This window comes from Gilliamella sp. Fer1-1, assembly GCF_001690825.1.
In the GTDB taxonomy this organism is placed as follows: domain Bacteria; phylum Pseudomonadota; class Gammaproteobacteria; order Enterobacterales; family Orbaceae; genus Gilliamella; species Gilliamella apicola_C.
Genome location: NZ_LZGX01000017.1, coordinates 1 through 22019, shown reverse-complemented (window position 1 = coordinate 22019; position 22019 = coordinate 1). Strand labels below are relative to the sequence as shown.

Below are 22019 nucleotides of genomic sequence, written 5' to 3'. Positions count from 1 at the left end.
ATTTTGTACAAATAATTATTCATCCAAAAAATAATATTTTTATCTATTATTTTTATTTACTTTTTACAGTAGTGTAAATTATGTATAAATTTTTTTTAAAATCAAGCGAACTTTTCATAAAAGGCGATGTCTAAGCGCAAAACTTAGTCTGCTTGATTGTTTTTTAAACAATTTGAGACTGAAATTTGTTGGCTTATAGTTCCACTAAATTGGTTATAACTCAATTAATTTAAAAATTTGCATTACGTGGTGTTCTTGGGAACGGGATCACATCACGCACATTTTGCACACCTGTTACATAAGCAATTAATCGTTCAAAACCAAGTCCAAAACCAGAATGTGGTACGGTACCATAACGACGCAAATCACGATACCACCAATAATCTTCTTTCTTAAGTCCCAATTCTTCCATGCGCTTATCTAACATATCTAAACGTTCTTCACGCTGAGAACCTCCGATAATTTCACCAATACCAGGCGCTAATACATCCATGGCCGCAACGGTTTTACCGTCATCGTTCATACGCATATAGAATGCTTTAATATCTTTCGGATAGTTTTTTACAACTACTGGTGCTTTAAAATGCTGTTCGGCTAAATAACGCTCATGTTCTGAGGCTAAGTCGATGCCCCAACTAACTGGATTTTCAAACTTAGCATCACAATTTTGTAAAATGGTTATAGCATCAGTATAGTCAACTTGGGCAAAATCAGCGTTGATAAAGTTTTCAAGGCGTGTTATTGCTTCTTTATCTACGTGCTGCGCGAAAAATTGCATGTCGTCAGCACGTTTTTCTAATACTGATTTAAACACATATTTCAGCATGTCTTCGGCAAGCTTAGCATTGTCATTTAGATCGGCGAATGCCACTTCAGGTTCCATCATCCAAAACTCCGCTAAATGACGAGTTGTGTTTGAGTTTTCAGCCCGAAATGTTGGACCAAATGTGTAAACTTTAGAAAGCGCACAAGCATAAGTTTCAGCATTTAACTGTCCAGAAACGGTTAAAAAAGCTTCTTTGCCAAAAAAGTCTTTATCAAAATCAATGTTACCATTATCTGATTTAGGCAGATTTAACATATCGAGTGTTGAAACTCGGAACATTTCTCCAGCCCCTTCAGTATCCGATGCGGTAATAATTGGGGTTGATAACCAATAAAAGCCACGCTCATCAAAAAATTGATGAATTGCTTGTGCAAGTGTATGGCGTACACGTGTTATCGCACCAACAATATTCGTTCTTGCTCGTAAGTGTGCGACTTCACGAAGATACTCAATTGAATGACGTTTAGCTGCCATTGGGTAAGTTTCAGGATCATCAACAAAGCCGTAAACTTCAACTTGTATGGCTTGTAATTCATATTTTTGACCTTGACCTGGTGATTCCACGACTTTACCTGTCACCTTAACTGAACATCCGGCAGTTAAGCGTAAGATATCTTGCTCATAATTAGGTAAATTATTTTCAATAACAGCTTGAATAGGATCAAAGCAAGAACCATCATAAACAGCTAAAAATGAAATACCGGCTTTAGAATCACGCCGAGTTCTTACCCAGCCTTGAACAGAAATAGTGCTACCAACAGCAATTCTGCCTTGTAACACATCAACAATAGGTGAAACTGAATTCATTTTAATTTTCCATCTCTACATTATTTAATGTTATATCTAAACTAATACTGGCATTTCCAGCCTTTTTAATGCCACTTACTACACACAAAATATCAAAAGTTTTTGTTAGGACGTGCTTTTATAAATTATTTCTAGTTGTTTATTTTTATGTTAAGTGAGATTATTGATTAATACTTAACACTGAACGTCCGTTTTAATTCATTAACGAAAGCTAAATCTTGAGAGATAGTCTTTCCAGGGCTATCGGATAATTTAGCGACTGACTGATTATTACATTCTGTCAATTTAATTACAATATTCAAAGCTTTAGTATTAAAATCTGGCGATGGAATATCGCAAGCTAAAAAACCACCTATACCAAAAGATAATTTTACACGATGATTAAAGTGTTGATAAATGCTAATCGCTTTATCAAAATTTAAGCTGTCTGAAAATACTAGCAATTTTGTTTTAGGATCAATGCCTAATTGTTGGTAATGCGCAATCGCTTTTTCACCCCATTTTATTGGATCACCTGAGTCATGCCGTAATCCTTGATAACAAGAGGCAAAATGGGAATCGAAGTCCTGTAAAAACGCATCCATAGTAATACAATCAGTTAAAGCAACACCTAAATCCTTGGTATACTCGTCTAGCCAAACTTGCAGTGCATTTTTTTGGCAATCTTCCAGATTTGAGCTTAGGCGCTGATGAGCTTGAAACCACTCGTGTGCTTGCGTTCCAACAGGAGTAAGCCCTAAACGATAAGCAAGTAAATAATTGCTAGTGCTATGAAAATTATTAAAATTATTTTTTAAATAACTAACAACCGCCTCTTGCACTGCAAACGAATAACGCCTACGTGTGCCAAAATCCATTAAGTTAAAGCCTGACATATCTATATTAGCTGTTTTTTTATCAAACAACGCCAATTTATCTTTTAGCCTTACTAAGGCTTCAGGAACACCAATATTGGGCGAGCGATCTTTGTGAACTATTTCACTAATGATCGCAAGTAATGGCACTTCCCATAAAATAACATCTAACCATTTACCTTCGATTCGAATAACCAGCAACCCATTGTCATTTTTAATTGTTAGTAATTCACTGTTAAAACGCCAGTTTTTTAACCAATTTAAGTAGTCCGATTTAAAAAACGAAATGCGAGATAAATAATCAAACTCGTTATCATTTAGTGATAATGATTCCATCAATTTGACTTGATTCTTTATCTCATTAACATATTGTCCTAATAAATCATCGCTACGGCAGCGAAACTCGGCAACAACTGTTGCATTTGGGTAGTGATGAAAGACAGCTTGTTGCATATGCAACTTATAAGCATCAGTATCTAGTATTGATGTAATTATCGCTGGTAACATGTAAATTGACTGCTATTACTTTAAAGAAAATTCTTAAGATTATAGCAGAATAATAATGAAGATATAGATTAATTATGTAATAAGATTGTTTTTAATCCGCTATAATGCTAATTAGCACAGCATATAATTTGAGTACAAACCAAAAGGTCATCATAACATGAATACAAAAACACCTGAATTGCAACCTATTGCCAAAAATCGGCTTGATTATAAAGTGCCCGATTTTACCATTACCGATATTGATCTTGATTTTGATTTAGCACCAGAAATAACAACAGTAACCGCTCGTAGCCGTGTGCTTCAAAAAAATAATCAAGCGAATGATTTAATTTTAGACGGTGAAGATCTTAAGTTGATATCGGTGAATATTAATGAGCAACCATGGCATGATTATCAACTCACTAAAACAGGATTAGTTATTCAAAATGTTCCTACAGAATTTACTTTAACTATTGTTAATGAAATCAAACCAATTGATAATACTGCACTGGAAGGTTTATATGTATCAGGCGATGCGCTTTGTACCCAATGCGAAGCGGAAGGATTTCGCCATATAACCTATTATCTTGACCGGCCTGATGTGCTTGCACGTTTTTCAACGCGTATTACAGCGAATAAACAATGCTACCCTTTCCTACTTTCTAACGGTAACCGTATTGCACAAGGCGAACTTGCCGATGGGCGCCATTGGGTTCAGTGGCAAGATCCTTTTCCTAAACCTGCCTACTTATTTGCGCTCGTTGCTGGTGATTTTGATATTTTAAAAGACCAATTTATCACACAATCAAAACGGAAAGTGGATTTAGAAATTTATGTTGATAAAGGTAACTTAGATCGTTCGCACTGGGCGATGACAAGCTTAAAAAATGCCATGCGTTGGGACGAAACGCGTTTTGGGCTTGAATATGATCTAGATATTTTTATGATTGTTGCTGTTGATTTTTTCAATATGGGAGCAATGGAAAACAAAGGTTTAAATATCTTTAACTCAAAATATGTGCTTGCCAAACCTCAAACGGCAACAGATGATGACTACCTAGGCATTGAAGGTGTGATTGGTCATGAGTATTTTCACAATTGGACAGGCAATCGAGTTACTTGTCGTGATTGGTTCCAACTCAGCTTAAAAGAAGGATTAACCGTCTTTCGGGATCAGGAATTTAGCGCTGATATGGGGTCATGTGCAATAAAACGTATTGAAGATGTCAAACTTTTACGTACCGTGCAATTTGCTGAAGATGCCAGCCCAATGTCTCATCCGATTCGCCCAGATCAAGTTATTGAAATGAATAACTTTTATACGGTAACTGTATATGAAAAAGGGGCTGAAGTTATCCGTATGATGCACACCTTACTAGGGGAGGACAAATTCCAAGCGGGAATGAAACTCTATTTTAAACGCCATGATGGTTGTGCAGCAACTTGTGATGATTTTGTGGCTGCCATGCAAGATGCCTCGGGTATTGATTTAACCCAGTTTAAATTATGGTACAGTCAATCTGGTACACCAGAGCTAACCGTCACCGATAATTATGATGAAACAAAACAACAATATTCCCTGACAGTAGAACAATGTACACCTGCAACTCAAGATCAGGCACAAAAACAAGCACTGCATATTCCACTTAATATCGAGTTATATCGGCATAATGGTGATATAATTGCATTACAATACCAAGGCAAACCTATTCACCACATTTTAAATTTAACGCAGAGCAAACAACAATTTATTTTTGATAATGTGGCTGAAAAACCAATTATTTCATTATTACGTGATTTTTCAGCACCTGTTAAGTTAGCTTATGATTATCAAGATAATGATCTTATATTCCTAATGCAACATGCGACTAATGCCTTTAGCCGTTATGATGCTGCTCAAATGCTATTAGCAAAATATGTTCGTTTAAATGTAAAAAATTATCAGGAAAATCAAAAGTTAACCCTACCTGATACTGTATTAGATGCCTTTAGATCTGTATTATTATCAGAAAATACCGATCCTTTCCTTATTGCCTTAATATTAACCTTACCATCTGAAAACGAGTTGGCGAATTTATTTACTGTGGTTGATCCTATTGCTATTTACCAAGTTCGCCACTTTTTATTAACACGTTTTGCTAATGAGCTTAACGATGAATTAGGTGCAATCTATAACAACAATAAAACCCCACAATATCAGATCGAACATAACGATATTGCTAAACGGTCACTTAAAAACTGTTGTTTAACTTTATTAGCCTATGCGGATGATAATTCGCGCGCTAATACACTAGTTAGTCAGCAATATCATCAAGCAAATAATATGACTGATTGTTTAGCAGCCTTAAATGTGGCGGTAAAAGCGGAACTTAATTGTCGAATTGAATTATTAGCTGACTTTGATAACAAATGGCACCAAGATGGACTAGTTATGGATAAGTGGTTAGCGTTAAACGCAACAAGCCCAGACAAAAACGTCCTTGTTACAGTGAAAAAGTTGCTTACCCACCGCTCATTTTCACTGAGTAATCCAAACCGAATTCGTGCATTAATTGGTGCCTTTGTCAATAACAATCCTGTCGCATTTCATGCGCAAGATGGTAGTGGTTATCAATTTCTAGTTGAAATACTCACTGAATTAAATCAGAAAAATCCACAAGTATCGGCGCGATTAATCGATCCCCTTATTCGATTTAAACGTTATGACGAAAAACGCCAACTACAAATGCGAAAAGCGCTTGAAACATTGCTTAAAATTGAAAATTTATCTAAAGATCTATATGAAAAAATTAGCAAAGCTTTAGAGGAATAAGTTGCAAAATATCATCCTGTTACAGTGTTTCAGGATGATATAAAGCTAATGCTAAATCAAATTGTTATACTAAAATGCATAGTTTCCTGAAACTTTTTTACAACTATTTTAATGAGTTTTAAATAATGACTATACAAGAAATCACGCCAATTGAGCTTATAAACAAATTAAACCAGCAAGATAAACTATTTTTGCTTGATGTGCGTGAAGCCAATGAAGTGGCTATTTGCGGTATTCACAACGCAATTCATATCCCAATGAATACTATCCCATTATATCTAGATAAAATTCCAGATGAAATTGATATTGTAATTTATTGCCATCACGGCAGGCGTAGTTTAGCTGTTGCCCATTTTTTAGTAGAAAATGGCTTCGATCCTAACAGGCTATATAACCTTGCAGGTGGGATTGATGCTTGGGCTGTAATGATTGATAAACAAATGCCAAGATATTAAAGCCCCCGTTATCAAACGAGCTTGATTTAGTTATCGTTTATTATTGATGCATAATTCTAATAACTATTTGATTATGCGTTTAATAGATTTCTTTATTCACAAATATCAAGTAAAATAAGCGAAATTATACTAATTTAGTAGTCTAGGAAGTCACTGTGGCGAGCGAATTACCGAAAAATCTGGTCGAAATTCATGACATGTCTTTTTATCGTGGAACGCGACCTATTTATAAAAATATGAGTTTGAATGTCCCTAAAGGTAAAGTGACGGCAATCATGGGACCTTCAGGAATTGGCAAAACCACACTACTACGGCTTATTGGGGGGCAATTAAAACCTCAGTCAGGACAAATTTTATTTGATGGTGAAGACATCCCTTGCATGTCTCGATCTAGACTTTATGAAGTCCGCAAACGTATGAGTATGTTATTTCAATCAGGTGCATTATTTACTGATTTATCTGTATTTGATAATGTGGCTTATCCGTTACGTGAACACCTTAACTTACCTGAGCCTGTGTTGCATAATTTAGTTTTAATGAAGCTACAAGCTGTTGGATTGCGTGGTGCTGCGCATATGATGCCATCGGAATTATCTGGAGGAATGGCAAGGCGTGCGGCTTTGGCGCGTGCTATTGCACTTGATCCTGATTTAATTATGTTTGATGAACCTTTTGCTGGACAAGATCCTATATCAATGGGAGTTATAGTTAAACTTATCGCTGAAATTAACCAATCATTAGGATTAACCTGCATTGTTGTTAGCCACGATGTAAACGAAGTGCTCAGTATTGCTGATTACGCTTATATTGTTGCTGAACAACATATTATTGCCGGTGGCACATCACAACAATTACGTGATAATGACGATTTACGAGTTAAACAATTCCTTGATGGATTGGCAGATGGTCCTGTGCCTTTTCATTATCCTGCTGATGATTATAAATTAGACCTAAGCAGAGGTATAAAATAATGTTGAATTTATTAGCAAAATTAGGGCAATGTTTTATCAATATTATTTCGATGATTGGCCGTTCTGGCGTTATGCTTTTTGGTGCATTAATTGGTAAACCACAATTTAATAAACAATTTCCATTATTAGTCAAACAATTTTACTTTGTTGGCGTTCAATCACTAACGATTATTATGGTTTCTGGCCTTTTTATTGGCATGGTACTTGCCTTACAAGGCTACTTTATATTAACTACGTTTGGTGCCGAAGCAAGCCTTGGAATGATGGTCGCACTTGCCTTACTTCGTGAACTCGGCCCTGTTGTTGCAGGCTTGCTGTTTGCAGGCCGTGCGGGTTCAGCATTAACGGCTGAAATAGGTTTAATGAAAGCAACTGAACAGTTATCAAGCATGGAAATGATGGCGATTGATCCATTACGACGTATTATTGCTCCACGTTTTTGGGCTGGTTTTTTTAGTATGCCGTTTTTAACAGCAATTTTTGTCACAGTCGGCATTTTAGGTGGTGCACTTGTTGGTGTTGATTGGAAAGGGATTGATTCAGGCTTTTTTTGGTCATCCATTCAAAGTAGTGTTAATTGGTGGCATGATTTGGGCAATTGTTTTGTAAAAAGCTTTGTATTTGCTATCGCTAGCACTTGGATTGCACTTTTTAATGGTTATGATTGTGTACCAACATCAGAAGGCATTAGTCGAGCAACAACGAATACTGTTGTTTATTCATCATTAGTTATTTTGGGGTTAGATTTTATTTTAACCGCATTAATGTTTAGTCATTGAGGTCATTAAACATGAGTCGTAAAATTGAAATTACAGTAGGATTATTCATGGTGCTGGTCATTTGTTCAGTGCTATTTTTATGCTTTAGAGTCGCTGATCCAACATCATTTGCTAGCCATAATTCCTTTCGGGTTTATGCTGTATTTGATAACATCGGTGGGTTAAAAGTTCGATCGCCTATCAAGATCGGTGGTGTAGTGATTGGGCGAGTTAGTGATATTTCGTTAAGTTCGCCAAATAACGATGAGTACAAGCCGTATGTAGCTATGGATATAGATACTCAGTATAACAAAATTCCAAGTTCAAGTTCTCTTGCCATTAAGACATCTGGAATACTCGGCGAACAGTATATTGATATCAATATAGGTGTTGATAGAGAAACGGAATTAAGTATTGACTCACTAGACGTTGATCCAGATATTTTGGCTAAGGCAGAAAAAAATAAAACTCCACCATACTTAGTTGAAGGTTTTGTTGTGCACAACACAACGCCTGCAATTGTTTTAGAAGATCTTATTGGTAAATTTCTTTACAGCATAGGTGGTTCATCAGATAAAGACAAAGATGATAAAGATAAAAAACAAGATATAAATGAAAACTAAGGAGTTAACATGTTAAACAAATTTAAAACAACCCTTTTTTTAGCATTAGCTTTATTGTTTAGTGCTAATACATTCGCGGAAAATGATCCCTATAAAGAGATGCAAGTAGCCGCCGATAAAATTTTTACCACAATGCAGTCGCAATCATCGGTGATTAAATCAAATCCAAACAAACTTAAAGACATTGTTAGACAAGATTTATTACCTTATGTACAAGTAAAATACGCTGGTGCGTTAATTTTAGGGAACTACTACAAAAGTGCAAGCGAAGCGCAGCGAACAGCCTATTTTGATGCTTTTGAAAACTATTTAGTACAAACTTTTGCACAAGCGCTTTCAATGTATAATGGTCAACAATATCAAGTTGAGGCAGCAAAAGATTTAACGGGGAAAAATCTTATTTCTATTCGTGTACTCTTAATCCAACCAAACCAAGGTCAACCTTTACGCATTGATTTTCAATGGCGTAAAAACACTGTAACTGGCGAATGGAAAGCCTATGATTTAGTTGCCGAAGGTGTAAGCATGATCAGCACTAAACAAAATGAATGGTCATCAATTTTACGTCAAGGTGGTATTGATGCATTGACGAAACAATTAACCGAGCTTTCAAATCGCAAGATTGATCCAAATACGAAACCAAAAGGCTAGTTTAAAATGTCGCGAATCACAACAGAAAAACAACAAGATGTATTGTGTTTATTTGGTGAGCTAGATGTTCACTCATTAAACGATCTGTGGTCTACACAAAATACCATATTAAATGGTGTAAAACACATTGATGTAGGGCAACTTACTCGTGTTGATTCTTCAGGACTCGCGACTTTAGTTTATTTTTGCAATAAATATAACGTAGGGCTTAAAGGCATTAATCCTCAGTTACAAACATTATTGACGCTGTATGATCTACAACAGGTAATTAACAGCTAGCACATTAGCTTTTTATACAGAACGCCTAATCACCTGAAAGTTTTTTGACAAAAAATAATCCCGATAATTTATATTAGTGATGAGAATGAAGAATGGATAAACAAGAAATTATAGATAAATTAAAAAGTTCACTTGAGCTTGATGATGTACATGTGCTGACCGATGATGGTAGTCATTTTCAAGTTATTGCAGTAGGTGAATTATTTGCTGATTTAAATCGAGTAAAAAAACAACAAGCTATTTATGCCCCTTTGGCAGAATTTATTAATGATAACCGCATTCATGCACTTTCTATAAAAACCTATACTCCCACTGAGTGGCAACGTGAACGTAAGCTTATGGGATTATAAGTATTCCCTTGCATGAAATTCTCTTGAATTATTCACCTTTGCCATCATATTATGTTCTATTAATAGACAACACCATTTGTATAAAGGTATCTCAACATGACTAATCCATTACTAACAGATGTACCATTACCGCTTTTTTCTCAAATTAAACCTGAACATGTCTTACCTGCCATACAAGAGGCGCTAAAAAATTGTCGAAATACTATTGAAACTGTACTTAAACAAAATAGTAAATATACTTGGGATAATTTGATCCAGCCCATTGATGAAGTAGACGAAAAATTTAGTCGAGCTTGGTCTCCTGTTAGCCATCTTAATTCAGTTAAAAATAGCTCAGAATTACGTGAAGCCTATGAAGCTTGTCTACCCTTACTTTCTGAGTACGGTACATGGGTTGGGCAACATAAGCCTTTATATCAGGCCTATAAACAACTCAAAGAAAGCGAACAATACGCAACGTTAAGCAAAGCACAGAAAAAAGTTATTGATAATGCATTACGTGATTTTGAATTATCCGGAATTGGTTTACCTGATGATAAACAAAAACGCTACGGTGAAATTGTCGCAAAATTATCAGAATTATCATCAAAATATAGTAATAATGTACTAGATGCGACTATGGGTTGGTCAAAACTAATTACTGATATCAAAGAGCTGTCTGGTATGCCTGAAAGTGCGCTTGCAGCAGCACAAGAACAAGCTAAAATTAAAGGCAAAGAGGGGTGGTTGCTGACATTGGATATACCAAGTTATCTTCCTGTGATGACTTATTGTGATAATCGTGATTTACGGTTTGAGCTTTACCAAGCTTATAACACGCGTGCATCCGACCAAGGACCAAATGCGGGTAAATGGGATAATACAGAGATCATTAAGCAAATTCTGGACCTACGTTACGAGCTAGCACAATTATTAGGTTTCAAGACTTATGCAGACAAATCACTGGCAACAAAAATGGCTAAATCCACAACGCAAGTCATCGAGTTTTTAAGCGATTTAGCAATTAAGGCCAAGCCACAAGGTGAAAAAGAGCTAGCTGAACTAAAACGCTATGCGTATGAATTTTTTGGTGCCAGTGATATTAAACCATGGGATATTGCTTATTATAGTGAAAAGCAAAAACAGTATTTATATACTATTAATGATGAAGAGTTACGGCCTTATTTTCCGCAGCAACGAGTAATTAATGGTTTATTTGAAGTAGTACATCGTATTTTCGGTATTACAGCCAAAGAGCGAAAAGGCGTTGAAGTTTGGGATCCAGAAGTCAAATTTTATGATCTTTATGCTGCTAATGGCGAATTAAAAGGTAGCTTCTATCTTGATTTATATGCACGTGAACACAAGCGAGGTGGTGCTTGGATGGATGATTGTATTGGTCGCATGCGTTTTGCGGATGGTCATATACAAAAACCTGTTGCTTATTTAACTTGTAACTTCAATCGCCCAATTGGAGATAAACCAGCACTGTTTACTCATGACGAAGTCACCACATTATTCCATGAATTCGGCCACGGATTACACCATATGTTAACCGAAATTGATGTTTCATCAGTAGCTGGTATTAATGGCGTGCCGTGGGATGCTGTTGAGTTGCCAAGCCAATTTTTAGAAAACTGGTGCTGGCAACCTGAAGCGCTCGCATTTATATCCGGTCATTATCAAACAGGTGAACCATTACCCGCAGAAATGCTAGAAAAGATGCTAGAAGCTAAAAATTATCAAGCTGCGTTATTTATTTTACGGCAATTGGAATTCGGTCTTTTTGATTTTAAATTACATACGCAAAAAGATCTCGATATTTTAAACACATTAGCTGAAGTCAGAAAACAAGTTGCTGTTGTTCCTACTGTTGAATGGGGACGCTTTCCTCATGCTTTTAGCCATATTTTTGCTGGGGGGTATGCGGCAGGTTATTATAGTTACTTATGGGCAGAAGTTTTATCTGCTGATGCATTTTCACGTTTTGAAGAAGAAGGTATCTTCAATGCGAAAACAGGTAATGCATTTCTTGACAATATATTGTCACAAGGCGGTAGCGATGAACCAATGATGCTATTTAAAAACTTCCGAGGTCGCGAACCTCAACTTGATGCGCTACTTCGTCACTATGGTATCAAGTAGTTCTAACTTAGCTCAGTTAACACAATTAGCTGAGCAATGGTTATTAGCCCATGCCGATCTTCCGTTTACGCTAGTTACCCAAAATAATCGACTTGAGTTACAAAAAACAGACGAACCAAAATTAGGCTCTATCTGTGTTAATTTTGTTTCTGGCGCGATGGCTCATCGTCGCCAATTTGGCGGTGGTCGTGGCGAGGCAATCGCTAAAGCAGTAGGTGTAAAAGGTGAGTATTTACCCTCAGTTATTGATGCAACTGCGGGACTTGGTCGTGATGCCTTTGTTTTAGCATCTATTGGTTGTCATGTCACTATGTTTGAGCGGCATCCTGTCGCTGCCGCATTATTAAGCGATGGTTTACAACGTGCCTACCAAGATCTCGATATAGGTCACTGGATTGAGCAACATTTACACTTAATTTATGATTCAAGCATTGAGGGATTGAGGGCTTACCCTGAAAAACCAGATGTTGTTTATCTTGATCCGATGTTTCCACATCGGCAAAAAAGTGCGCTTGTCAAAAAAGAGATGCGCATTTTTCAACAGCTAGTTGGTAGTGATAGTGATGCTGATAGTTTATTAGCACCAGCAAGGCAATTAGCCCGGAAACGAGTTGTGGTAAAACGACCTGATTATGCGCCATTTTTAGCTAACCAAAAGCCAACAGCTGAAATTAAAACTAAAAATCACCGTTTTGATATCTATACACCTTTAAAGTAATAGGGAATATTTTTAAATTATGCGATTAGATAAATTTCTTGCTCATCATTTAGGCGCCAGTCGTACTATTGTAAACAAAGAACTCAAAGCTAAAAAAGTGACTGTCGATGGTGAGATTATCAAATCAGGTGCGTATCAATTATCGCCAGATCAATTAGTTGAATATGATGGTTATCAAATTGAACAAGTGGCCAGCCAACGCTATTTTATGCTCAATAAACCGCAAGGCTATGTTTGTTCGACCAATGATCCCGATCATCCAACAATTCTTTATTTTATTGATGAGCCGATGCCTGAAAAATTACATGCAGCAGGAAGGCTTGATCTTGATACTACAGGGCTTGTTTTGCTTACAGATGATGGCAAGTGGTCACACCGAATTACATCCCCTAAACATCATTGTGAAAAAATTTATGTAGTCACCGTTGAACAACCATTAAAAGTTGAGCTCATTGATATATTTAAAAAAGGCATTCAACTGAAAAGTGAAAAGTCACCCACTAAACCTGCAAAACTAACCATTATTGATGATTTTCATGCTGAATTAATCATTAGCGAAGGTCGCTATCATCAAGTAAAACGGATGTTTGCAGCGGTTAATAATCACGTAATTGCGTTGCATCGAAAACAAATCGGTAACGTGATTATTGATATACCGGAGGGAGAATATCGACCATTGACTCAAGATGAAATTCATTCTTTTAGCTAATATCAATTGTCGCAATGATAAGTCGTTAAGATGAGGCATTCTATTTATATTTATAGATACTTTAAAGCTAGCCACACCGCAAAAATTAAGCTTGTCCTTAATTAAATTTTATATAAAAGCCGTAAAAAGGAACGATTTGTGCAAAACCAAAACACACAGGTAGAAATAAAAATATCTAAAAAAGCGCTGATTTTTATCCTTGGTTTACTCTCTATGCTTATGCCATTATCTATAGATATGTATTTACCAAGTATGCCAACTATTGCGCACAACTTTAATGTAGCCGATACAGCTGTACAACTCACTATTAGCTGCTATTTACTAGGCTTCTCCGTTGGGCAACTTTTATTTGGGCCGCTTACTGATAGTTATGGGCGACGCAACGTTTTAATTTTTGGCCTAATTATGTTTATAGGCGCGGCATTAAGCTGTGCAATTGCTACCAATATTAATCAATTAATTACCGCTCGCTTTTTTCATGGTATTGCGGCTGCGGCAACCACAATAGTCATTAATGCGTTAATGAAAGATATTTATCGTGATCGTGATGAATTTTCTAAAATGATGTCCTTTGTCATGCTGATATCCAATGTTGCTCCATTACTGGCGCCGATTATCGGTGGATTTATTTTATATTGGTTTAATTGGCGAGCCAATTTTTACACTATCTGCTTAATTGCTCTCGCTTGCTTTGGTTTAGTTGTCACCAATATCCCTGAAACACTCGCAAAAGCCAAACGAGATCGGTTTAGCTTAGTTCGTATTTTAAGCAATTTTATTATGCTGTTTCGACACCGCCAAGCACTCACTTATATGATGATAGGCGCATTTTCAGGGGCGGGGTTATTCTCTTTTTTAAGCTTAGGTCCCTTTGTTTATATGAATTTACATGGCGTTGCATCCACTAATTTTGGTTATTACTTTGCACTCAATATTATTGTTATGATATTGATGAATACCGTAAATAGCCGTTTTGTTAAACGTGTTGGTTCGATTAAAATGATGCAGTTAGGGCTTTTTATCCAATTTACTATGGCAACAAGCCTTCTTGTTGTCAGTCTATTTAATCTAGGGTTTACCTGCCTAGTTATTTGTATTGCTGGTTATATTGGTTGTATGTCAACCATTGGAGGCAATAGCATGGCGATTATTTTAGATCTTCATCAGCATATTGCCGGTACAGCTTCTTCTTTAGCAGGTACAATTCGCTTTGCAGTGGCTGGCGCAATGGGTTTATCATTATCAATGTTAGCATCAACGCATTCGACTGTAAGAGAAACGGTAAATAACTCGACCGAATGGTTAATGGTTGGCTCTATGGTGTTATGTAATTTTCTTGCTGTTAGCTTATTTTTGTGTGCCAAAAACCAAAAAAGGAAAAATCATGATTTACCAATTAGGTGATTTACATCCGCAAATTCATCAACATTGTTTTATTGCAAAATCAGCTGAAATAATTGGTAATGTAACTTTAGAGCAAGGTGTTTCGATCTGGTTTAATACTGTTTTACGTGGCGATATCGCGCCTATTCATATTGGTCAAAATAGTAATGTGCAAGATAATTGCACTGTACATGTTGAAACAGGTACCCCTTGTATTGTTGGTGAAAATGTAACAATTGGTCACAATGTTATTCTTCATAGCTGTATTATTGAAGATAATGTATTAATTGGTATGGGAAGTACTATTTTAAATGATGCGAAAATAGCTAAAAATTGCATAGTGGGCGCTAACTCATTAGTCACACGCACGCTTCCTTATAGTGAAGGTTGTTTAATTATCGGTTCGCCAGCAAAAATTATTCGTAAACTGACTGAAAACGAAATTGAAGGCAATATAAACAATGCAAAAAGTTACGTGCAAAATAGCAAACGATTTAGTGAAAATCTATTTCCTATAAATCGATAGTAACTACAATAAATGATGTTTTATATTTCATTCGCTCTGTGACATAGCGCAATTTATGGTAAAATGCCAGCAATTTTAATAGCGATAGTTTTTTAGGTACTTGTTTGAAAAAGCCCAAAATGACAAGAAAGCAGATTATTACTCAATTCATTTTGCTTGCAATACTAGGTTTATCTGTTTGTTTATTTTTATCTCTGTTTACTTACGATCCCGCTGACCCTGGCTGGTCTCGTACTGCTTGGCACTATCCTATTAGCAATTTTGGCGGTTATCTTGGCGCATATGCCAGCGACATTTTTTTCCAATTTTTAGGGTTTATCGCTTATAGCATCCCTTTTATTACTATTTTTATTTGTTTACAACTCATAGTTCATTTTTATAAACATGCCAATGATCCCATTAATTATTTTAGTCTTTCATTTAGAATTATTGGTGTTTTGGCATTTATCTTCAGTTCGACGGGTTTTTTTGCTTTAAATATTCGTGATGCAGAACAATTTGAAGCAGGTGGTTATCTTGGGGCAATAGTCATTGAAAGCCTTCTACCCATTATAAATAACTTAACTTTATCATTAACTCTTCTTGGAACTTGCTTAGCCTGTATAACATTATTAACTGGATTTTCGTGGTTGAATCTAATGGAAAAATTAGGTGCTTTTGTCATGATTTTACTGTTACCTATTAGATGGTTAATCAAGGCTTGTACAACAAATAACATTGAACAGACTGCGTTAAAACAAGAAAAAAATATTATACGATCTGATGATGTAACAAAAGAACCTCAATTTACAATACCTTGTGATAACAAAGGTGATAACACCGAAATTATTTCACCAAGTTATTCTGTTAATAATGAAATACCTCAAGAGCAGGCATCAAATACTCTTATTTTTGCTGATGAAAATGAAAAGATTTTAATCAAAACGACCGAAGAATTAATTAAAACCAAAGATTCTTTGCAATTATCACAGGTAACAACACCCCAAGCCGTTGATAATCCACCTAGGAAAGAACTCGACCCAGAGGAAATTTTGTCTCGTCTTGAATCAATTATTCAAAACATAAATGGAGATAAAGCAACTCCAGATCAAGAACAGGCTTTATCTTCTTCAATGGCGCAAATAAAGCAGGTGATCCAAACGCAAAAATCTGAAGAAAAACTATCATTTGAACAATCAGATAAGTACACAATATCAGATGCACCAAGTAAACCTTTATTTACTTCGGTAGACAATAAACATGAAATTAAATTCAATAATGAAAAGGGTTCATTTGAACCCGCTCTAGATATTTCAATAATGAAAACCATTGAAACTGAGCAGCCATTGATGCAAGAGCCTGATGCTATTATAAACACAGCTACCATACAAGAGATAGCAGATGAAAAAACTGAAACGCAAACAGGCGTAAAATTAGAAGTAGAACAACTTGAATATGTTGATACTGAAGCATTAAAAAAAGCTAATCCAATCATTGATGATATTTATCCTGAAGAGATAGCTCAAGATGATCAAGATTATCATTCCTCAGAAAATGATGAGGCTAGTTTAATTCATCCATTATTGAGACGTAATGATAAACCATTGCCAAAACCAACTACGCCACTACCTTCGCTAAACTTATTAACAGCGCCTCCAACGGCAAGAATTGAGGTGGATCATGTGGCCTTAAACGCTATGTCAGAATTGATTGAAAAAAGTTTGTCTGATTACCGAGTAAAAGCCAAAGTTGTTGATTATATGCCTGGGCCTGTGATTACTCGTTTCGAAATTGAGCTTGCACCAGGCATTAAAGCTGCTAGGATTTCAACACTAGATCGTGACTTAGCACGATCATTATCCATGCCATCGGTTCGTGTAGTTGAAGTTATTCCGGGCAAACCGTATGTTGGCATTGAATTACCCAATAAGAATCGTCAAACAGTTTATTTTAGGGAAGTATTAGACAGTCCTCAATTCAAAGATGCTCAATCACCATTAACAATCGTATTAGGTAAAGATATCTCTGGGCAATCAGTGGTTGCTGATTTAGCTAAGATGCCGCACTTATTAGTTGCCGGTACTACTGGTTCGGGTAAATCAGTTGGTGTTAATGCAATGATTTTAAGTATTTTATATAAATCGCAACCTGAAGATGTGCGGTTTATTATGATCGATCCCAAAATGCTTGAGCTCTCTATTTATGAAGGAATACCACACTTATTAACTCAAGTCGTTACTGACATGAAAGACGCTACCAATGCACTTAATTGGTGTGTAAATGAAATGGAACGTCGTTATCGTCTAATGTCAGCGTTAGGAGTGCGAAATATTGCTGGTTACAATGAAAAAATTAAACAAGCTGATGAAATGGGTAGACCAATTCCTGATCCTCTTTGGAAGCCAACCGATAGTATGGATCTTAATATGCCAACACTCGATAAATTACCCTATATTGTCGTGATGGTTGATGAGTTTGCCGACCTTATCATGGCAGTGGGTAAAAAGGTAGAAGAGTTAATCGCAAGGCTTGCACAAAAAGCCAGAGCGGCGGGTATCCATCTTGTCTTAGCGACACAACGCCCGTCGGTTGATGTGATTACTGGTTTAATTAAAGCTAATATTCCTACACGTATTGCATTTACGGTATCAAGCAAGATCGACTCTCGAACGATCTTAGATCAAATGGGTGCGGAATCGCTGCTTGGTATGGGGGATATGCTTTATTTAGCCCCTAATAGCTCAATTCCAATACGAGTACATGGAGCCTTCGTCCGTGATGAAGAAGTTCATGCTGTAGTTCAAGACTGGAAGGCACGAGGTGCACCAAAATATATTGAAAATGTAACCGTTTCAAGTGGTGATAACGATGGCAATAATTCAGAGAGTATCGATGAAGAACTCGACCCTATTTTTGACCAAGTGGTCGAATTTGTTATCGAAACTCGCCGAGCCTCTATATCTAGCGTGCAACGAAAATTCAGAATTGGTTATAATCGAGCAGCAAGAATTGTTGAGCAAATGGAGATTGAAGGCATTATTAGTGCTCCAGCGCATAACGGTAATCGAGAAGTATTAGCAGTTAAAACCAGTGAATATTGATCTTTATTTAAGATGCTAATTTATTTTTATCAATGAATTAGCGCTTTCACAAAACATCATTATAACGTTATTGCTAGATTGTAGCTAAATAAATTGAGGATAATAACTATCGTGTGAATAAATAGTAAAAAATACTCAACTATCATATTGATAATATTAATTATTATTATCAAAAACTCGTATCATACTTCAAAAACACTTTAATAGGTACCGATCAATAATGAGTGATTATTCACAGCAAATCGCATTATTAGAATTAAAACTTAATAATGATCCTAATCGATGTTTACCTGCACAATTAGCAACCAAAGCATTAATAAAAGAAATTTGCTTATCGCCTAAACCTGGATTGGTTGATATGAATAATAGCGGTGCACATCGTGATATGGATTTTCAAACCTTTGTCCAAAGTATTAAAGCTATTTGTATTTGGTTTGAGCGTTTTTATAAGTACGGTAAAAATTCCGCCAACTATGATAATCAACATTTTTTAGCAGGCATTAGACCAATTGGCATTGAGTGTGAACAAGCCATGTTTCGAGCAACTAATCAAGTCAATACACATAAGGGCGGTATATTTGCCTTTGGGCTATTAATGGGGGCTATTGGCAAATTAGAACAACTAGGATTACCAGTCAACACGCAAAGTATTTGCGATGAGGTCTCAGCAATTTGCCAAGGTATTGTCCAAAGCGAGCTAAAGCAAAATATACAAGCAAATTCTGTAGGCGAGAGGTTATTTAAACGCCACAATCTGACTGGTGCAAGAGGGGAAGCTGAATCAGGCTACGCAATAGTTAGAAATATCTCTCTTCCGATTTTTCAAAAAATGCAAAACAGTGGCTATGATGAAGAAACTTGCTTGCTACAAGCCATGTTGTACTTGCTTGCTTTTAATCAAGATACTAATGTCGTTTCAAGAGGAGGATTAGACGGATTGTATTTTGTCCAGCAAGAGGCGAAAAATCTTATTGATCAAGGTGGTATTATTCATTCTGACGGTCGAAAAAAATTATATCAACTTGATACCGAATTCGTTAAACGTAATTTAAGTCCTGGCGGTTCGGCGGATTTAATTGCTATTACTTGGTTTTTGTCTGAGTATAACAAATAAGATAAACCAATAAGAAATAACCTTTATTTATGGGTATTAAAATAAAGGTATTTAATATTGTACACAACTATTGAAGCTAACAACTATTTAAGTAAACAGCTATTTAAGCAATTTTGGGGCTTTGATATCAGCCCCAATTTACCTTATAAGATATTATGCAATTATTGGTTAATTACATAGCTTACCTTATGTGCTTCGGTTGGTAGCGGAACCTCCCATTTATTTAATAACCGCTGAATGGTTTTATTGGGCAAAGTCGTATCACGCGCAGCATTTCGGCGATATAACTCTTTTTCTGGTTGTTCAATATATACAATTTTCACGTTGGCATGATAAGCGTAGAGTAAATCGAGCGCTTTTTGTCGCATTTCTTGCGATAAATGGGTCGCATTCCAAATAAAAGGTTGTTTTACTCTTAACCACTGTTTTACCTTAGCTAAGACAAACTGTATAACCTGCCCTTCATTTTCGCCATGCTTCAGTTTTAGTTCAGATCTGGCATCATCATAAGACGCAACAGGCCATGTTGGATAATGTTTGCTTACCCAACTATTTTTACCTGAAGCAGGTAAACCTGCTAGCATAATTACTTCCGATCCTTTTTGGGGATATAACGCATAATCAGGTAAGACATTACTTCCCCGAAAATATTGAACCCGAGTATAATCATCCACAAATTGGCGAGGGTGATATAAACACCCTTCTTCAAGTGCCAACTGTTTAAATAGCTCAACTTCATCAAGTGCTCTTTTTTTATCGGCACAAATGCGGCCTTGCATATCCGCTTTAGCTTGTAGACATAACATCCAAATAGGTAGCTGCCACGATAAATGATGAATTAAATATTCAGGTGTTCTATTTTTTCGCTCTTCATTTAAAGCAAAAAAAGGGACTTGATGTACGCTAATGATTCGGCAAATTTGCTCTCTTAAATCAAACGGTACGCCCATTCGCCATAATAATATGCGACTATAAATCTCACCTTTTTTTGAGTGCCGAGGTTGGGTAATTTTACCTGTGATTTTATCAATTATAGTCGTTTCAGGCTTAGCTATATCATGCAATAAGGCCGTCATAAATAACACAAATTGTTCATCTTCTGTTGCATTAGCAAATTCACTCTGCCCCAATAATGCTCGGATAACCATTTGAGTGTGAATCCATACATTCCCTTCGCCATGGTACATAGCATCTTGAGGTGTAGTTAACAAACGGTTTAATTCAGGAATACAGCTTAACCATGGGCTAAAATCATCCATTGCTATGGTGTGTGTTATTTGCTGTTTTAATGCTGGATAATTCATACCTTTCCTCCATTTATCAATCTGCTGTTCCAATTCACGGTTAATTGTGGTGTATAAAGTTCAACACCGTTGGCTAGTTGATTAGGAATAAAGGGTTGTTCAGAATGGTGTTGCCCTGCATCTAAAATCGCTTGCACAAAATCGTGTCTAACCCATTTAAGACGATCAACTGTTTGTTCTTCCGATTCGATTTTTAGATATAATCCTTCCATAAAATCAGAATTATCACATTGCTGCCATGCTTTGGTTAAATCAAGTTTTTCGCGAGTTATAATTTTTTCAAAACAAGTTCGCCAATTAGCTGTTTTAGCCAAAGATTCCTTAACCAAATTCAATAATTCACTTAATTTAGCTGGTGCCGATCCTGCAAATAAAACTGGCACCGATAAAACAGGACCATCTGCTAGTAATTGATGCCGTTTTATCGTAGATAAAAAACAGTTTTGTTGCCTATCCCAAATATCAAACTCGCAAAAATAATGAGGCAGTGCGTCATAAAAAATTGCATGTTTTTTATGTAGCCATTCACCATAAAGAATATAGCGATCTTCTAATCGTTCTAATAGCCAATATTCATGCACGCAAGCCCAGCGCCTTAATAGATTAAACTGGCGTTCTCGTGACCCCCCCATTAAATAATGCCCTCTAGATTGCAGCAATAGTTCTCCGCTGGCTGAAAAGCTAATAGCACAATTAGCGCCATCTAACTTTTCTTCAACAACGATATGTTGACCAACTAATTGATTATAAGGGCGTTGTCCATGTTCACTATCACCAAATTGTAAGCGAGAGCCTTCTAGGTGTGGTGTTCGTGGGTATTTAATTAATTCTAAATTTTGAATATAAGATTCCATTGTCATCACGTTTTCTCCAAAAAATAAGGGAAAACCGACAAGGCAAAAAATCTATAGATTGAATTGCAATAAAAGCGCTTAGGTAATACCTAGCAAAAGACAATATAATAGAGAATACCGTGTCGGCATTAAGATAAAGTGTTAACTACAGGCATTTTGCCACCTCACTAAAATTAAAATATAAGGTTAAAAAACGGCGCAATTATCAGCGGTTACAGACTAATTGTCAAGCGTCATTATAATAAATAGTTATGTACGCTAATAATAAACTAGAAAATTATTGTTAATAAACAAACTGTTTGTTACGATTTTTCACTTAAAATAGATATAAAGTA

19 protein-coding genes are annotated in these 22019 nt (G+C 36.1%); 15 read left to right on the top strand and 4 right to left on the bottom strand.

The annotated features are described in order from the left end of the window. Nucleotides 1-229: 229 nt before the first annotated feature. Entirely contained in the window at nt 230-1633 is a 1404-nt protein-coding gene (asnS, locus tag A9G28_RS01855) for an asparagine--tRNA ligase (RefSeq protein WP_065579585.1), read from the bottom strand. Between the two features lie 167 nt (nt 1634-1800). After that, nucleotides 1801-2994 (bottom strand): nicotinate phosphoribosyltransferase, encoded by a 1194-nt coding sequence (pncB, locus tag A9G28_RS01850; RefSeq protein ID WP_065579584.1) that lies wholly within the window; start codon nt 2992-2994, stop codon nt 1801-1803. A gap of 157 nt (nt 2995-3151) precedes the next feature. Between pncB and pepN the strand changes: the two genes are divergently transcribed. The 15 genes from pepN (at nt 3152) to citG (ending at nt 19526) form a co-directional block, all read left to right on the top strand. Continuing rightward, a complete protein-coding gene (gene pepN / locus A9G28_RS01845) occupies nt 3152-5785 on the top strand; it encodes an aminopeptidase N (RefSeq protein ID WP_065579583.1) in 2634 nt (877 codons plus the stop codon). Between the two features lie 125 nt (nt 5786-5910). Next, nucleotides 5911-6240 (top strand): rhodanese-like domain-containing protein, encoded by a 330-nt coding sequence (locus A9G28_RS01840; RefSeq protein ID WP_065567664.1) that lies wholly within the window; start codon nt 5911-5913, stop codon nt 6238-6240. A gap of 155 nt (nt 6241-6395) precedes the next feature. After that, on the top strand, nt 6396-7211 hold the full coding sequence (mlaF, locus tag A9G28_RS01835; RefSeq protein WP_218057063.1) for a phospholipid ABC transporter ATP-binding protein MlaF: 816 nt from the start codon (nt 6396-6398) through the stop codon (nt 7209-7211). Then, nucleotides 7211-7990 (top strand): lipid asymmetry maintenance ABC transporter permease subunit MlaE, encoded by a 780-nt coding sequence (gene mlaE, locus A9G28_RS01830; RefSeq protein WP_141673638.1) that lies wholly within the window; start codon nt 7211-7213, stop codon nt 7988-7990. Before mlaF ends, mlaE begins: the two co-directional genes overlap by 1 nt. 11 nt (nt 7991-8001) lie before the next feature. Continuing rightward, a complete protein-coding gene (gene mlaD / locus A9G28_RS01825) occupies nt 8002-8592 on the top strand; it encodes an outer membrane lipid asymmetry maintenance protein MlaD (RefSeq protein WP_065579582.1) in 591 nt (196 codons plus the stop codon). A gap of 9 nt (nt 8593-8601) precedes the next feature. Further along, nucleotides 8602-9243: a phospholipid-binding protein MlaC gene (gene mlaC, locus A9G28_RS01820; protein ID WP_065579581.1), complete on the top strand. Its 642-nt coding sequence runs from the start codon at nt 8602-8604 to the stop codon at nt 9241-9243. Nucleotides 9244-9249: 6 nt separating this feature from the next. After that, nucleotides 9250-9522 carry an STAS domain-containing protein gene (locus A9G28_RS01815; RefSeq protein WP_065579580.1) on the top strand — a complete coding sequence of 91 codons (273 nt, stop codon included), beginning with the start codon at nt 9250-9252 and terminating at the stop codon, nt 9520-9522. A 92-nt stretch (nt 9523-9614) separates the two neighbouring features. After that, a complete protein-coding gene (locus A9G28_RS01810) occupies nt 9615-9872 on the top strand; it encodes a BolA family protein (RefSeq protein ID WP_065567659.1) in 258 nt (85 codons plus the stop codon). A gap of 96 nt (nt 9873-9968) precedes the next feature. Further along, nucleotides 9969-11996: an oligopeptidase A gene (gene prlC / locus A9G28_RS01805; RefSeq protein WP_065579579.1), complete on the top strand. Its 2028-nt coding sequence runs from the start codon at nt 9969-9971 to the stop codon at nt 11994-11996. Continuing rightward, complete coding sequence (locus tag A9G28_RS01800; protein ID WP_065579578.1) at nt 11983-12714, top strand: class I SAM-dependent methyltransferase; 732 nt, start codon at nt 11983-11985, stop codon at nt 12712-12714. Before prlC ends, A9G28_RS01800 begins: the two co-directional genes overlap by 14 nt. Nucleotides 12715-12733: 19 nt before the next feature. Beyond that, nucleotides 12734-13423: a 16S rRNA pseudouridine(516) synthase RsuA gene (rsuA, locus tag A9G28_RS01795; protein WP_065579577.1), complete on the top strand. Its 690-nt coding sequence runs from the start codon at nt 12734-12736 to the stop codon at nt 13421-13423. Nucleotides 13424-13561: 138 nt separating this feature from the next. Next, nucleotides 13562-14827, top strand: coding sequence for a Bcr/CflA family multidrug efflux MFS transporter (locus tag A9G28_RS01790; RefSeq protein ID WP_065579576.1), 1266 nt, complete (start codon nt 13562-13564; stop codon nt 14825-14827). Further along, a complete protein-coding gene (locus tag A9G28_RS01785; protein ID WP_065579575.1) occupies nt 14808-15332 on the top strand; it encodes a gamma carbonic anhydrase family protein in 525 nt (174 codons plus the stop codon). The genes A9G28_RS01790 and A9G28_RS01785 overlap by 20 nt, the downstream gene beginning before the upstream one ends. 104 nt (nt 15333-15436) lie before the next feature. Next, on the top strand, nt 15437-18412 hold the full coding sequence (locus A9G28_RS13985; RefSeq protein WP_065579574.1) for a DNA translocase FtsK 4TM domain-containing protein: 2976 nt from the start codon (nt 15437-15439) through the stop codon (nt 18410-18412). Nucleotides 18413-18632: 220 nt separating this feature from the next. Next, nucleotides 18633-19526 carry a triphosphoribosyl-dephospho-CoA synthase CitG gene (citG, locus tag A9G28_RS01775; RefSeq protein ID WP_065579573.1) on the top strand — a complete coding sequence of 298 codons (894 nt, stop codon included), beginning with the start codon at nt 18633-18635 and terminating at the stop codon, nt 19524-19526. Between the two features lie 161 nt (nt 19527-19687). On the opposite strand, the gene A9G28_RS01770 is transcribed toward citG, so the two are convergent. Further along, nucleotides 19688-20830 carry an AAA family ATPase gene (locus A9G28_RS01770; protein WP_065567651.1) on the bottom strand — a complete coding sequence of 381 codons (1143 nt, stop codon included), beginning with the start codon at nt 20828-20830 and terminating at the stop codon, nt 19688-19690. Then, entirely contained in the window at nt 20827-21690 is an 864-nt protein-coding gene (locus A9G28_RS01765) for an RNA ligase family protein (RefSeq protein WP_176700696.1), read from the bottom strand. The genes A9G28_RS01770 and A9G28_RS01765 overlap by 4 nt, the downstream gene beginning before the upstream one ends. Between the last annotated feature and the right edge of the window lie 329 nt (nt 21691-22019).